Source organism: Streptomyces sp. NPDC006925 (genome assembly GCF_042869575.1).
GTDB lineage: Bacteria > Actinomycetota > Actinomycetes > Streptomycetales > Streptomycetaceae > Streptomyces.
This window is the reverse complement of record NZ_JBIAGB010000005.1, coordinates 44,797-58,677: the sequence shown is the minus strand read 5'-3', so window position 1 is coordinate 58,677 and position 13,881 is coordinate 44,797. Positions and strand designations below refer to the sequence as shown.

12 protein-coding genes are annotated in these 13,881 nt (G+C 74.0%); 10 read left to right on the top strand and 2 right to left on the bottom strand.

What is annotated here, in order from left to right:
• The first annotated feature begins 27 nt into the window (after window positions 1-27).
• The 4 genes from ACFYNS_RS09720 to ACFYNS_RS09705 are packed head-to-tail and all read left to right on the top strand — an operon-like array spanning window position 28 to window position 3,475.
• Window positions 28-864 carry a 3-hydroxyacyl-CoA dehydrogenase family protein gene (locus tag ACFYNS_RS09720; protein ID WP_360303455.1) on the top strand — a complete coding sequence of 279 codons (837 nt, stop codon included), beginning with the start codon at window positions 28-30 and terminating at the stop codon, window positions 862-864.
• Window positions 861-1,166: an acyl carrier protein gene (locus ACFYNS_RS09715; protein ID WP_360303451.1), complete on the top strand. Its 306-nt coding sequence runs from the start codon at window positions 861-863 to the stop codon at window positions 1,164-1,166. The genes ACFYNS_RS09720 and ACFYNS_RS09715 overlap by 4 nt, the downstream gene beginning before the upstream one ends.
• The gene (locus ACFYNS_RS09710; protein ID WP_388601902.1) at window positions 1,159-2,334 is read left to right on the top strand and encodes an acyl-CoA dehydrogenase family protein; all 1,176 of its coding nucleotides are present in this window, start codon (window positions 1,159-1,161) and stop codon (window positions 2,332-2,334) included. Before ACFYNS_RS09715 ends, ACFYNS_RS09710 begins: the two co-directional genes overlap by 8 nt.
• 40 nt (window positions 2,335-2,374) lie before the next feature.
• Window positions 2,375-3,475 carry an HAD-IIIC family phosphatase gene (locus ACFYNS_RS09705; protein WP_388601899.1) on the top strand — a complete coding sequence of 367 codons (1,101 nt, stop codon included), beginning with the start codon at window positions 2,375-2,377 and terminating at the stop codon, window positions 3,473-3,475.
• A gap of 117 nt (window positions 3,476-3,592) precedes the next feature.
• On the opposite strand, the gene ACFYNS_RS09700 is transcribed toward ACFYNS_RS09705, so the two are convergent.
• A complete protein-coding gene (locus tag ACFYNS_RS09700; RefSeq protein ID WP_388601897.1) occupies window positions 3,593-4,261 on the bottom strand; it encodes an O-methyltransferase in 669 nt (222 codons plus the stop codon).
• 290 nt (window positions 4,262-4,551) lie between these two features.
• Here ACFYNS_RS09700 and ACFYNS_RS09695 point away from each other — a divergent pair, with 290 nt between their 5' ends.
• From ACFYNS_RS09695 to ACFYNS_RS09685, 3 genes are all read left to right on the top strand, one after another.
• Window positions 4,552-5,403 carry an ion channel gene (locus tag ACFYNS_RS09695; RefSeq protein WP_360291932.1) on the top strand — a complete coding sequence of 284 codons (852 nt, stop codon included), beginning with the start codon at window positions 4,552-4,554 and terminating at the stop codon, window positions 5,401-5,403.
• 190 nt (window positions 5,404-5,593) lie between these two features.
• Window positions 5,594-6,688, top strand: coding sequence for a cation diffusion facilitator family transporter (locus ACFYNS_RS09690; RefSeq protein ID WP_388601895.1), 1,095 nt, complete (start codon window positions 5,594-5,596; stop codon window positions 6,686-6,688).
• Between the two features lie 176 nt (window positions 6,689-6,864).
• On the top strand, window positions 6,865-9,141 hold the full coding sequence (locus ACFYNS_RS09685) for an MMPL family transporter (protein ID WP_388601893.1): 2,277 nt from the start codon (window positions 6,865-6,867) through the stop codon (window positions 9,139-9,141).
• A gap of 131 nt (window positions 9,142-9,272) precedes the next feature.
• On the opposite strand, the gene ACFYNS_RS09680 is transcribed toward ACFYNS_RS09685, so the two are convergent.
• Entirely contained in the window at window positions 9,273-10,163 is an 891-nt protein-coding gene (locus ACFYNS_RS09680) for a LysR family transcriptional regulator (RefSeq protein WP_360291948.1), read from the bottom strand.
• A 78-nt stretch (window positions 10,164-10,241) separates the two neighbouring features.
• Here ACFYNS_RS09680 and ACFYNS_RS09675 point away from each other — a divergent pair, with 78 nt between their 5' ends.
• The 3 genes from ACFYNS_RS09675 to ACFYNS_RS09665 all read left to right on the top strand — a co-directional run bounded on the left by ACFYNS_RS09675 (window position 10,242) and on the right by ACFYNS_RS09665 (window position 13,726).
• Window positions 10,242-11,276: an EamA family transporter gene (locus tag ACFYNS_RS09675; protein ID WP_360291926.1), complete on the top strand. Its 1,035-nt coding sequence runs from the start codon at window positions 10,242-10,244 to the stop codon at window positions 11,274-11,276.
• Complete coding sequence (locus tag ACFYNS_RS09670) at window positions 11,273-11,944, top strand: NAD(P)H-binding protein (RefSeq protein ID WP_360291923.1); 672 nt, start codon at window positions 11,273-11,275, stop codon at window positions 11,942-11,944. The genes ACFYNS_RS09675 and ACFYNS_RS09670 overlap by 4 nt, the downstream gene beginning before the upstream one ends.
• 201 nt (window positions 11,945-12,145) lie before the next feature.
• On the top strand, window positions 12,146-13,726 hold the full coding sequence (locus tag ACFYNS_RS09665) for a sigma-70 family RNA polymerase sigma factor (protein ID WP_388601890.1): 1,581 nt from the start codon (window positions 12,146-12,148) through the stop codon (window positions 13,724-13,726).
• The last annotated feature ends 155 nt before the right edge of the window (window positions 13,727-13,881 follow it).

Sequence of the window (13,881 nt, the reverse complement as noted above, 5' to 3'; positions counted from 1 at the left end):
TCGGAGGAACGGACCAACCACAGGCTGATGATCCTGGGAGCCGGGGTGATGGGCGTCGGTATCGCGGCGCTGGGCATCGGCTCCGGGCTGCCGGTCACCCTCGTCGACGTCGACGAGGCCCGGCTCGAACAGGCGCGGCGGCGGATCCGCCGGGAACTGAAACTGGCCCGGCTGATGGGGGCGCTGCCGGAGGTCGCCGCACCCGGAGAGCTGACCACCACCACCGCGGCGAAGGACGGCGCGGCGGCCACCGCCGTCATCGAGGCGGTCACCGAACTGGCCGAGGTGAAGGCCGCCGCACTGGCCGAGGTCTCCGCGCTGGTCGGCCCCGGGACCCCGGTGGTCTCCAACACCTCGTCCATCCCGATCGACGAACTCGCCGCGTCCGTGGCCCGGCCGCAGGAGTTCCTCGGCACCCACTTCATGAACCCGCCCTGTCTGATCCCCACCGTCGAGGTGATCCGCGGCAGGCGGACGGGCGACCCGGCCGAAGCCGCGCTCGTCTCGCTGCTGACCGCGCTGGGCCGCACCCCGCTGGTGGTGGCCGACAACCCGGGCTTCGTGACCAGCAGGGTGCTGCACCCCATGATCAACGACGCGATCCGGACGGTACGGGAAGGAACCGCGCCCCCCGAGACGGTGGACGCGCTCTTCGAGAGCGGCCTCGGCCACCGCACCGGGCCGCTGCGCACCGCCGACCTGATCGGTCTGGACAATCTCGCCGACTCGCTGCGGGTACTCCACGAGAGGACCGGAGACCCGGGCTGCGAGCCGGATCAGCTCCTGCTGGACAAGGTCCGGGCAGGCGACTTCGGCCGGAAGACCGGCCGCGGCTTCTACGACTACGGAGGGAACCCGTCATGACCACCACGCCCGAGCCGACCGCCGACGTCATCGCCGAGCGGATCTCCCGGTTCCTGGAGGAGCGCACCAAGACCTCCTTCGCGGTGGACACCGACGTGTTCGCCTCCGGCGGGGTCAACTCGCTCTTCGCCATGGAGCTCGTGGTCTTCCTGGAAGAGGCGTTCGACGTCGAGATCGCGGGCAGCGACCTGCGGCTGGACAACATGCGCACGGTGACGGCCATGACCGCGCTCGTCCAGCGGCTGCGCGCCGAGGACGCCGCCGAGGCCGGGTCCGCCGGGGACGGAGCCGGTCGTGGCTGACGGAACGGCCGTGGCCGACCCGGCGGCCGACCCGGCGGCCGACCCGGCGGCCGACCCGGCCGCCGGACCCGACCGGCTCCGGGCCGTCGCCGCCGAACTGGTCGACGACTCTGCGGCCGACGCCTGGGACCGGGCGGGAGGCATCCCCGAGGAGATCGTCCGCACGGCCGGTGCGCAGGGGCTGATGGCCGCGCAGATCCCCCGGCGCTACGGGGGCCCCGGGCTGAGCAGCGCCGACAACGGCGAGCTGACCGCGTTCGTCGGCAGCCGGTGCAGCTCCCTGCGCAGTCTGATGACCTCGCAGGGGATGGCCGCCTGGACCGTCCAGCGGCTCGGCGAACGGCAGCAGCGCGCCGCGCTGCTGCCCCGGCTGGCGGGCGGCGAGCAGGCCGCCGTCGCCTTCAGCGAACCGGAGGCGGGCAGCGACCTGTCCGCCATGGCCACCCGCATCGAACCGGACGGCGACAGCGTGGTGGTGACCGGCGAGAAGGTCTGGATCACCGCTGCCTGCTACGCCGACCTGCTCGTGGTCTTCGGCCGGTACGGCGACGGTGCCGCCGCGGTCGTGGTGCCCGCGACGGCACCGGGCGTCACGGTGGAACGGGTGCCCGAGCCCATGGGCTGCCGGGCCGCCGGGCACGCGCACCTGCGACTGGACGGGGTGCGGGTGCCTGCGGGCGACGTGCTCGGCGGTGCCGGGCAGTCCACCGAACTGCTGGTCGGCACCGCGCTCTCCTACGGCCGGATGTCCGTCGCCTGGGGCTGCGTCGGTATCCTGCGCGGCTGCCTGACCGCGGTCGGCCGGCACGCCCGCACCCGGCACCAGTTCGGCAAGCCGCTGGCCGGACACCAGCTCGTCGCCCGGCACGTGGCCGAACTGCTGGCCGCCGAGCAGACGGCGACCCGGGCGTGCGCGCACGCCAGCCACTGCTGGGACACCCGGTCCCCCGAGATGGTGTCGGCCACGGTGCTCGCGAAGTACGTCAGTTCCCGGCAGGCGGCGGCAGGGGCCGCCACCGCCGTCCAGGTCCTGGCCTCGGCCGGCGCCCGGGACGGCCATCCGGTCGCGCGGGCCTACCGGGACGCCAAGCTGATGGAGATCATCGAGGGCAGCAGCGAGATCTGCGAACTGCTGCTGGCCGAGCACGCGTTGAGCGTCTACACCTGAGGAGCCCGGCTCCCGCAACCACCCGAGAGGACACCGGACGGTGAGCGAACACACGACCACGGTGAAGTGCCTGGTCTGGGATCTGGACAACACCCTGTGGCAGGGCACCCTGTCCGAGGACGCCGAGGTGCGGCTCGCCGAGGAGATCCGCGCGGTCGTCGTCGAACTCGACGCGCGCGGCATCCTCCAGGCGGTGGCCAGCAAGAACGATCACGAACCCGCCTGGGCCAGGCTGGAGGAACTGGGGGTCGCCGAGTACTTCGTGCTCGCCTCCATCGGCTGGGGGCCGAAGTCGGAGTCGGTGCGCTCGATCGCCGACCGGCTCAACTTCGCCCCGCGCACCCTCGCCTTCATCGACGATCAGCCCGCCGAACGCGCCGAGGTGGAGTTCCATCTGCCCGAGGTCCGCTGCTACCCGGCCGAGCGGGCCGCGGATCTCCTCTCGCTGCCCGAGTTCACCCCGGCCACCAGGACGGTCGACTCCGGCAAGCGGCGTGCGATGTACCGGGCCAACTTCCGCCGGGACGCCGAACGCGCCGAGTTCACCGGCCCCGACGAGGAGTTCCTGCGCACCCTCGACCTGGATCTGCAGATCTTCCGCGCGACCCCGGTCGAACTCAGCAGGGTGGAGGAACTGACCCTGCGCACCAGCCAGATGAACGCCACCGGCGTGCACTACTCCGACGAAGCGCTGCGCGCACTCCTCGCCGACGACGACCACGAGGTGCTCGTCGCCACCCTCGCCGACCGGTTCGGCACCCACGGCGCGATCGGCGTCCTGCTGTTGGAGCGGCACCCGGCGGCCTGGCATCTCAAGCTGCTGGCCACCTCCTGCCGGGTGGTCTCCTTCGGCGTCGGTACGGCGGTGCTGAACTGGCTGGCGACCGAGGCAGCCACCGCGGGGGTCCATCTGCTGGCCGACTTCCGGCGCACCGACCGCAACCGCATGATGGAGGTCGCCTACCGGTTCGCCGGCTTCGACGACCAGGAGTGCGACTGCCGCGGCCCGCTGCCCGCCGCCGGGACCGAGGGCGTGCAGCGGCTCCACCTGGTGGCCGAGCACCGCGACCCGCCGAGCACCATGCGGCTGACCGCACCGCCGCTGGCCGCCCCCGTCCTGGAGCAGCACGCCGCGGACTGACCCGGGCCCGGGCCGCATCGGCCGGTGCTCCGGCCGATGCGGGCACCCGGGCCGGGCTTCCGGGGCCGCGATCAGCCGCCGGAGAAGCCCGGCCCCCGCACCGGTGGGGGCCGGTCGCTAGGCGTCCTTCTTGCGGGCCAGGGTGATCCCGTCGGCGACGGGCAGCACGACGGGCTCCACCCGGTCGTCGGAGCGGAGGAGTTCGTTCACCTCGCGGATGGCGACCGTGTCGGGGTCATCGGCCGCCGGGTCGACGACCCGGCCGAAGAAGAGGGTGTTGTCGAGCACCAGCAGTCCGCCGGGTCGGACCAGTTCGAGGGACGCCTCGTAGTAGGCGGGGTAGCTCTTCTTGTCGGCGTCGATGAAGACGAGGTCGACACTCCCGCCGCCGCCCTCCTGCCGCAGCCCGGCCAGCGTCTCGTGCGCGTCGCCGAGCCGGAGGTCGATCCGGTCGGCCACCCCCGCGCGCTCCCAGAACTCGGCGGCGATGTCCGTCCACTTCCTGTTGACCTCGCACGTGGTCAGCCTGCCCCCCTCCGGGAGGGCCCGCGCCATGCACAGCGCGCTGTATCCGGTGAAGGTGCCGACCTCCAGCACGGTCGACGCACCGGTCAACCGGATCAGCAGCGACAGGAACCGGGCCTCGGCGGCCGGCACCTGCATCGCGGTTCCCCCGGGCAGCTCGGCGGTCAACTCGCGCAGCGCGCCCAGCACCTCGTCCTCGGGGCGGGAGACGGACTCGATGTAGGCGAGCAGTTCCTCGGTGGCAGCTATCTGAGTGGCCATGCCCTCAACGTAGCCTCCCCCGCCCCTCAACACGCCGTACAGCACCCGACTCGCTCCCGCCTCTCCCGCTCTCCCGCCGCCGAGCCGTTCCCCGCCCGGGCCTACCGCGTCCGGCCGCGGGGGTCCGGTCCGCCGGCATCCGGTCCGCGGGATCCGGTCCGCGGGATCCGAGCGCTGCGGCCCGGGCCCCGGACCCCGGAAAACGACAGGGCCGGGGCCGGGGCCCGGCCCCGGGGCGGGCGGGCACCAGCCGTCGGCCGCGCAGCGGGCCTGGGTATCGTGCGCGCGTGATGAACGAGCGCACGGACACCTCGGAGCCGACAGCATTCCCGGCCGGCAAGGCTTCCCCGGAGCCCCCGGAGCCGCTGCCGGTGGTCGACGTGCTGCTGATGGGCGTGGTGCTGGTCTTCCTCGCGGCGTACGCGTGGCCGATCCTGCAGCCGGATCTGAGCCCTCGGTGGCGGACCGCCTGCACCTGGGCGAGCTGGATCACCTGGGGCCTCTTCGCCCTCGACTACGTGGTCCGGCTGGTGCGGGCCGTGGACCGCTGGGTCTACTTCAAGCGCAACCTCTTCACCCTGGCCACGGTGGTCCTGCCGTTCTTCCGGCCGCTGCGGATGCTGCGGCTGCTGACCGTGATGAGCGTGCTCAACCGCCGGGCCGCCGTCTCGCTGCGCGGCCAGGTCACCACGTATGCCGCCGGAGCCACCGGGCTGCTGATGTTCTGCGGGGCGCTGGCCGTGCTGGATGCCGAGCGCGGCGTCGAAGGGGCCACCATCGACAGCTTCCCCGACGCGGTCTGGTGGGCCTTCGCCACCGTGACCACGGTCGGCTACGGGGACTACTACCCGATCACCACGACCGGCCGGCTGGTGGCCGTGCTGCTGATGATCGCCGGGATCGCGGTGCTCGGTGTGGTCTCCGCCTCGCTCGCCTCCTGGTTCATCGAACGCGTCTCGTCGGCCGGTACGGAGGAGCGGACCGCGACCCGCCAGGAGATCCACGAGTTGACCGAGGTGATCCGCGCTCAGCAGCGCCAGCTGGAGGAGCAGCGGGCCCTGCTGACCTCCGTGGGACGGCAGTCCACCGGGCAGGACCCCGCTCCGGCGCGGGGCGGGCCGGAAACCCCGCGGACCGGCTGATCCGCAGCCGGTCCGGGGCGCCGGGTCGCCCCGGACCGGCGCCCCGGTCGGCGGAGCGGAAATACCGCGCGGCGGCGGCCGGTGCTGATACTGGTAGTGGGCGCGGCAGCCGGTACCCGGAGCCGCGGGACCGCCCGGCCCGCCCGCTTCCGCGGCTCCGCACCGCGGCGACCGCTCGGGAGGCAGGCGCGTGCAGGACCACGACCCTTTCGGTGCGCAGACCGGCGGCGGAGGCCAGGAACCCGGACGCCAGGACCCGGGACATCGGGACGGCGGGCACCGGGACGACGGACACGCACACGGGGTGCGCGCGGACGCCGATCGCCGCTGGCTGGCGGGCGCGCTGACGCTGATCGTCGTCTTCATGGCCGCCGAGGTCGCCGTCGGGCTCGCGGCGGGTTCGCTGGCGCTGCTCTCCGACGCGGCGCACATGCTCACCGACGCGGCCTCCCTCGTGCTGGCCCTGGTGGCGATGCGGCTGGCCGCCCGGCCCGCACGCGGCGGCTACACCTTCGGCCTGAAACGCGCCGAGATCCTCTCCGCGCAGGCCAACGGCCTCACGCTGGTGCTGCTGGCGGTCTGGCTCGGTTACGAGGCCGTCCGCCGGTTGATCCGGCCGCCGGAGGTCGAGGGCGCCTGGGTCCTGGTCACGGCGTTGGCCGGGATCGCGGTCAACGTCGCCGCGACGTGGTGCGTCTCGCGTGCCAACCGGGCCTCGCTCAATGTCGAAGGGGCCTTCCAGCACCTCCTCAACGACCTCTACGCCTTCCTCGGCACCGCGGTGGCCGGGCTGATCGTGCTGACCACCGGGTTCGCCCGCGCGGACGCGCTGGCCTCCCTCGCGGTGGTCGCGCTGATGCTCAGGGCGGGCAGCGGACTCATCCGCGCCTCCGGGAGGATCTTCCTCGAAGCGGCGCCCGCGGGCATCGACCCGGACACGGTCGGCGACCGCATGGCGGCGGCCGACCAGGTCGCCGAGGTCCACGACCTGCACATCTGGCAGATCACCTCCAACCGCCCGGCCCTCTCGGCCCACGTCCTGGTCGTCCCGGACGGGGACTGCCACGGTGTGCGCCGCGCCCTCCAGCGGCAGCTGCGCGAGGACTGGGGCGTCACGCACACCACCCTGCAGGTCGATCACCTGGGGGAGGACGACAGCGGCGCACTCCTCCAGATCGACGACCGTCCCGAGGCTCCACACGAGGGGGGACACGGCACCGAGGGCGGACACGGCACCGAGGACGCCCACGGGCCCACCCACCGGCCCGGCGGACCCCCGCACTGACCCGCGCGCCTCCGGCACCCCGCGCCGCCCGGCCGCCGCCCGTCCCGCTCGTACCGGGTCCCCGGCGCGTGTCGCGCTGCGGGGCGCCACCCGGTTCGTCCTATGTTCCCAGCAACCAGCAGCCTCGAACTGTCCGCGCCGCCGCCGGGCGGCGGACGCACCAACCGGGAGCACACATGGTTTCGCCTGGCGGCAGGGGCGGCACAGCACCGGAGTCCGCAGGCGCGGGCCGGCTGCGCAGGCTGGGCGAGTGGTGCGCCCGGCACTGCGTCCTCGTCCTGGTGCTGTGGTTGGTCGCCCTGGGCGGACTGCAGGCCCTGAAGGCCACCGTCGGCGGGACCTACTCGGACGACTTCACGGTCTCCAGCGCCCAGTCCCAGCAGGGGCTCCAGGTGCTGGGCAGGGCCGACCCGGACGCGGCCGGTGTCTCCGCCGACGTCGTACTGCACTCCGCCGGGCGGGCGCTCACCAGCAGTGCGGACGAGATCGACAGCGCGGCCGGCTCGCTCCGGAAGCTGCCGCACGTGCTGTCCGTGCAGAACCCGCTGCCCGCCTCCCCGGAGTCGAAGCCCACCGGCGCGCTCTCCTCGAACGGCCGCACCGGCTATCTGACCGTCCGCTTCGACACGAACCCGACCAATCTGGACTCCTCGTACCTGAACGGCGTCGACAGCGCCGTGGCACCGCTGCGCAAGGCGGGTGTCGAGGTCCAGTACGGCGGCCCCCTCGGTGAACTCGCCCGGCCCCAGACCGACGACGTCCGCAGCGAGGCCATCGGCTTCGCCGTGGCGGTGGTGGTGCTCCTGGTGGGCTTCGGCAGCGTCCTCGCCGCCGGTGTCCCCCTTGTCGTCGCGCTCGTCGGCGTCCTGGTCGGGCTCGGGTGCCTGGGCCTGGTGGCGCGCGCCGCCGCCTTCGCCGACGTGGCGCCGACGCTGGCGACGATGATCGGCATCGGCGTCGGGATCGACTACGCGCTCTTCCTGCTCACCCGGCACCGGCAGACGCTGCTGGACGGGAGCGATCCGGTGCGCGCCGCCGGCCGGGCGGTGGCCACCAGCGGCCACGCGGTGGTGGTCTCGGGCTGCACGGTCATCGTCGCCCTCGCCGGGCTGTACGCCTCCCGGGTGTCGTTCATCGGAAAGCTCGGGCTGGCGGCCGGGATCACGGTCGTGACGGCGGTCGCCGGAGCCCTCACCCTGCTGCCGGCGCTGCTCGGCCTCGTCGGCGGCCGCATCGACCGCTACCGGATGCGCACCCCGGTCGCCGAGGGCAGCGGCGCCCCCGGGGGCGCGGACGGCGCGCGGGCGGCGGGCGGCTGGCACCGGTACGCGCAGCGGGTCGAACGGCGGCCCTGGTGGTTCCTGCTCGGCGGCGTCGTGGTCGTCGCCGTGCTGGCGATCCCGGTGTTCTCGATGCGGCTGTCGCATATCGACGACGGCGCGGACCCGCCCGGCTTCACCGACAAGAAGGCCTACGACCTCCTCTCCGCGGGCTTCGGCCCGGGGGAGAACGGCCCGCTGACCGTCGTCGTCGACCAGAGCGCGGTACCCGGCGACGACCGCGCCGCGCTCTCCGACAGCGTGCGGAAGGCCCTCGACGGCACCTCCGGCACCGCGCGGGTCACCCCGCCGGAGCCCGCCGGGAACGGCGACGCCCTGACCGCCGCCGTCGTACCCCGCGGCGGACCGCAGGACGCCTCCACCACCCGGCTGTTCGACGAGCTGAAGGACGAGGTGCTGCCCCGGGCCGTGCGGGGGTATCCCGCACACACCTACGTGACGGGTACGACCGCCGCGCAGCTCGACTTCGTCCAGCTGGTCTCCGGCCGGCTCCCGCTCATCATCGGGGTGGTCGTCGCGCTCGCCCTGGTCATCATCCTGATCGTGTTCCGCGGCGTCCTCGTCGCTGTCAAGGCGGCCGTCCTCAACCTGCTGTCGATCGGCGCCTCCTACGGTGTCCTGGTCGCCGTCTTCCAGTGGGGCTGGGGCGGGCCGGCGCTGGGCGTCTCGGGCACGGTCCCCATCGAGAGCTACGTCCCGATGATGATGTTCGCCATCGTCTTCGGGCTGAGCATGGACTACGAGGTCTTCCTGCTCTCCCGGGTACGGGCCGCCTGGGAGCGCACCGGGGACAGCAGGGGGAGCGTGGCCCACGGGCTGGAGCGCACCGCCCGGGTCATCACCTGCGCCGCACTGATCATGGCCAGCGTGTTCGCCGCGTTCATCCTCACGGACAACATCGTGGTCAAGATGATGGGCCTCGGACTGGCCGTCAGCGTGCTCATCGACGCCACGATCGTGCGGCTGCTGCTCGTACCGGCCGTGATGACGCTGCTCGGGCAGCGGGCCTGGTGGCTCCCCGCCCGGCTGGACCGGCTGCTGCCGCGCATGGCGCCAGAGGGGGAGCCGGAAACGCCGCCGGGCCCGGGTCCGCGGGGGAGCGCCGGGCGCTGAACCGCTGACCCCGCGGATGGCATCCGCGGACTCCGCGGGCGGCGGCCCGGTGCGCGGAGCCCGGCCCGGTCCGCAGGCCCCGTCCAGGCCCGCACGCCCGCGGGTCCTTACGAGCGGCTGCCAGTGGACCGTCAGCTCCGCGGCCCGACCCCCAGGACGTCGAGCAGCGCGCGGGTCGCCGGGCTGGGGTTGAAACGGCTCCACGCCAGATACTCGACCCGGCGCGGCCCCTCGACCACCGGGACCAGGGCCAGTTGCGGGTCGTCGGCGGCCAGCGGCCGCACGAACGCCGACGGCAGCAGCGCGATGCCGAGCCCGCGGGCGATCAGCTGGGTGATCAGCTCGGCCACGCCCGCCTCGTAGGCGATGTCCCGGGCCAGCCCCGCGGCGGCGAACGCCTGATCGGTCTGGGCGCGGCCGGGCGACCCGTCCCGGAAGTCCACGAACGTCTCGTCCGCGACCTCGTGCAGGGTGACGCGGGAGGCGCCCGCCAGTCGGTGTCCGGCCGGCACCACCAGCACGTGCGCGTCGTGGTCGAGGACGAGGGTCTCCACACCGGCGGGCTGTTCGCCCTCCGGCAGGCCGAGGAAGACGATGTCCAGCTCGCCCTTCCGCACCGCGGCCGCCAGTTCGTCGCTGCTGCCCGCCTCCAGGCTCACCCGCACCTCCGGGTAGCGGGCCCGGTAGCGCTGGAGCAGTTCGGGCACGTCGACGGCGGCCGTGGTCCGGATCATGCCGACCGCGAGGCGGCCGCGGACCGACCCGCCCGCCGCGGCGGCGTCGGCGACCGCGCGGTCGGCCGCCGCCAGGCATTCGCGCGCGCCGACGAGGAACGCCGCCCCGGCACCGGTCAGTTCGGTACGGCGGCTGGACCGGGCGAACAGCGTGACGCCCAGCTCCCGTTCGAGCCCGGCGATCCGGTGGCTGAGCGAGGACTGCACCACCCGGCACCGCTCGGCGGCGCGGGTGAAGTTGCGGGTCTCGGCGAGAGCGACGACGTACCGGAGCTGCTGGAGGTCCATCCGGCAATCGTTATGCTTCATGGTTGTCATCGCAACCATGCTTTGGACGCATAGCCCTGCCCGGTCGACACTCCCCGTATGAACACTCCTGCCGAGGTGTCGCCGGGGGCGCCGCCCTCGTCCGCGCAGCGGGCGGCAACCGTCGCGCTGACCGCGCTCGCCCCCGCTTCCTGGGGCACCACCTACGTCGTGACAACGGAATTGCTGCCGCCCGGCCACCCGTTGTTCGCCGGGCTGCTGCGCGCCCTGCCCGCCGGACTGCTCGCCCTGGCCCTCACCCGGGTGCTCCCACGCGGACACTGGTGGTGGAAGGCCGTCGTCCTCGGCACGCTCAACATCGGCGCCCTGCCGCTGCTGTTCGTGGCCGCCGAACGCCTCCCGGGCGGCGTGGCCGCCACGCTCGGCGCCGCCCAGCCGCTGCTCGTCGCCGCGGCGGGAATCGCGGTGCTCCGCGAACGGCCGACGCTGTGGCGCCTGGCCTGGGGCATGCTCGGCGTGCTCGGTGTCGGCCTCGTCGTGCTCGGCCCGCAGGCCCGGTTGGACCCTGTCGGAGTGCTCTCCGGGCTCGGGCACACCACCGCCATGGCCGGCGGCGTCGTCCTCACCAAACGCTGGGGGCGGCCCCCCGGCGTCGGCCCCATGGCCCTGGCCGGCTGGCAGTTGGCGGTCGGCGGTCTGCTGCTGCTCCCGCTCACCCTCGCCGTCGAGGGGGTGCCCGAGCGGATCGACGCCGGAGCCGTCGCCGGCTACCTGTGGCTCGGCAGCATGGGCGGACTGATCGCCTACGCGCTGTGGTTCCGCGGCATCGCCACCCTGCCGGTCAGCGCGTCGGCACCGCTGGTGCTGCTCTCCCCGCTGGTCGCGACCGTCATCGGCCTGGTGATGGGCGAGTCGCTGAGCCTGCCGCAGACCGGTGGCTTCGTCCTCGCCCTGATCGCCATGCTCGCCGCCCAGTTCGCGCCCGCCGACCTGTTCGGCCGCCGCACCCGCGGCTCGCCCGCCGCGGCCTCGGTCCAGGAGGAACGGCCCCGGGCCGTCCCGGTGCACACCGTCCCAGAAGACCCCCTGCAAGCAGTCCGGGAAGACCGGCTGCCGGAAGGACAACCCCGATGACGAAGACGATGACGATCGCCGTGCTCGGCGCCACCGGAATGGTCGGCAGCAGAGTGGTCCGCGAGGCCGCGGCGCGCGGACACCGGGTGCTCGCCGTCTCCCGGAAGCCCGCGAGCGACGCCCCGGACGTGACACCCGTCGCGGTGGACGTGAGCGACGCGCACGCGCTGGACGAGGTGCTGACCGACCCGCCCGGCCCCGGCGCACCGGACGCCGTCGTGGTGTCCGTGCGGACCGAGCCGGCCGACCGGGAGTTCCTGGTCGGCACCACGCGCACCGTGCTGGAGAGCGCCGCGCGGCGCGGCCTCCGCGTCCTCGTCGTCGGCGGCGCCGGGGCGCTGCGCAGCCCGGAGGACAGCGAACTGCTGGTGGCCGACAACCCCCGGTACGTGCCGGCCGAATTGCGGCCCGTCGCCACCGCCGGGGTGGCCCAGCTGCGGGCCTGCCAGGAGAGCGCACACGCCGACTGGGTCTACCTGAGCCCGCCGGGCCTGCTGGAGCCCGGCGCCCGCACCGGCCGCTACCGGCGCGGCACCGACACCATGCTCACCGCTGCCGACGGCCGGCCGTGGATCAGTGCCGAGGACCTGGCGGTGGCCGCGCTCGACGAGTTGGAGAGCCCCGGGCCCGACCGCCACCTCACGGTCGTCCACCGCGAAGCGGACTGACCACCACCGGACCGGGGGGCGGCCGGCCTGCGGCCCCGCCCCCGGTCCGCAGCGGTCCGCGCCGCTTCCGGTCTTCTCCCGTACGTGGGCTCCCTCTCCTCCTCGGTACCGGCGAACAGATTTCTGTTATAGAAGTCCGATCCGCTCGTCTCCATATAGGTGGGGACAGATGTCCGAGCCCAGAGGGAGAGTGGAGAGAACGTGAGCAGCAGTGTCATCGACGCCGCCGTGATCCAGGCGGCGCAGGCCGGGGACGAACGGGCACGGGAACTGGTCGCTGCGAAGTCCCTGCCGCTGGTCCACAACATCGTCGGCCGGAGCCTGCCCGGACACGCCGACGTGGACGACGTCACGCAGGAGACCATGCTGCACGCGCTCGCCAAGCTGGACACCCTGCGGGATCCCAGCCGCTTCAGGTCCTGGCTGGCCGCCATCACCATGAACCAGATACGCGGCCACCGGCGGAAGGACACGGGGGTGCTGCACGACACCGACGAGATCCGCGGCCTCCCCGACCCGCGCGCCGACTTCGTCGACGCGACCATCACCCGGCTCGGACTCTCCGGCCAGTGCCGGGAGGTGGCCGAAGCCACCCGGTGGCTGGAGCCGGACGACCGGACCCTGCTGTCCCTGTGGTGGCTGGAGAGCACCGGGGAACTCACCAGGGCGGACGTCGCGGCCGCGCTGGAGATCACCCCCCAGCACACCGCCGTACGCGTCCAGCGGATGAAGGCGCAGCTGGAGGTGGGCCGGGTCGTCGTCCGGGCGCTGGCGGCCGAACCCTCGTGCGTGCTGCTCCAGTCGCTCCTCGAAGGGTGGGACGGCGAACCGTCCGGACTGTGGCGCAAGCGGATCGCCCGGCACGCCCGCGAGTGCACCGTCTGCTCCGGCCACTCGTCCGGACTCGTCCCCGCCGAACGGCTGCTCGTCGGGCTCGCGCTGGTCCCCCCGTCGGCGGCGCTGTGCAGCCGCTGGGGGCTCGGACACCCGGAGGTGGCGGCCGAGCCGACCGCAGCCGGACACCCCCTGGGCTCCGCGCAGGGCCGGGCGTCAGCACGCCGGGCCCAGCAGCGCGGGCGGCGCGCCCGACGGCGCACGGCCCTCGCCGTCGCCGCCGTGCTGGCGACGGCGGGCGGCACCGGAGCCTTCCTGCTGATCCCCGACCCGCCCGAGGGCCGCGACACCGCTGCGCCGACCCGCTCCGAGGACGGGATACGGTCCCTGTCCCGATCCAGCCCGTCGGCGAGCCCCTCCCCGAGCTCCTCGTCCGCCACCCCCTCGCCCTCCGCGTCCCCCCGGTCCACGTCGGCCAGTCCCTCGCCCTCCCGCACCGCACCCCGCCGCACACCGCGGCGTGAGCCCGCCACCCCGGCGCCCCCGCCCGCCGACCCGGCCGGCGGGAGCTACGCGCAGCAGGTGACGAGCCTGGTCAACGCGGAACGGGCCAAGAAGGGATGCGGCCCCGTCAGCAGCAACGCGACCCTGGACAAGGCCGCGCTCGGGCACTCCCGCGACATGGACGCCCGCGACTACTTCTCCCACCAGAGCCCCGACGGCAAGGGCCCGGGCGACCGCATCACCGCGGCCGGCTACCGCTGGAGCACCGTCGGCGAGAACATAGCCCGCGGCCAGCGCACCCCGGCCCAGGTGATGGAGGGCTGGATGAACAGCCCCGGACACCGGGCCAACATCCTCAACTGCTCCTACAAGGAGATCGGCGTCGGCTACCACGACGCACAGGGCGGCCCCTGGTGGACCCAGGCCTTCGCGGCGAAGGGCTGAGCCCGGTACCACGGCACGCCGTCCCGGTTCCGGGGACTTCCGCTGCTGACCCGGGTCCGGCCGGGACCGGGCCCCGGTTCCGGACCGCGGCCCTCTTGTCTTCCGCGCCGACTGCCCGGCAGACGGTCGGGCTCCGCCCGGCGGCGCCTCCTCGT

What these genes read in the sequence shown, in the direction of transcription:
- ACFYNS_RS09695 (WP_360291932.1), top strand. Translation starts at nt 4,552, where the DNA reads ATGAACGAGCGCACGGACACCTCGGAGCCGACAGCATTCCCGGCCGGC.
- ACFYNS_RS09700 (WP_388601897.1), bottom strand. Translation starts at nt 4,261, where the DNA reads ATGGCCACTCAGATAGCTGCCACCGAGGAACTGCTCGCCTACATCGAG.
- ACFYNS_RS09675 (WP_360291926.1), top strand. Translation starts at nt 10,242, where the DNA reads ATGAACACTCCTGCCGAGGTGTCGCCGGGGGCGCCGCCCTCGTCCGCG.
- ACFYNS_RS09720 (WP_360303455.1), top strand. Translation starts at nt 28, where the DNA reads ATGATCCTGGGAGCCGGGGTGATGGGCGTCGGTATCGCGGCGCTGGGC.
- ACFYNS_RS09715 (WP_360303451.1), top strand. Translation starts at nt 861, where the DNA reads ATGACCACCACGCCCGAGCCGACCGCCGACGTCATCGCCGAGCGGATC.
- ACFYNS_RS09670 (WP_360291923.1), top strand. Translation starts at nt 11,273, where the DNA reads ATGACGAAGACGATGACGATCGCCGTGCTCGGCGCCACCGGAATGGTC.
- ACFYNS_RS09685 (WP_388601893.1), top strand. Translation starts at nt 6,865, where the DNA reads ATGGTTTCGCCTGGCGGCAGGGGCGGCACAGCACCGGAGTCCGCAGGC.
- ACFYNS_RS09680 (WP_360291948.1), bottom strand. Translation starts at nt 10,163, where the DNA reads ATGGACCTCCAGCAGCTCCGGTACGTCGTCGCTCTCGCCGAGACCCGC.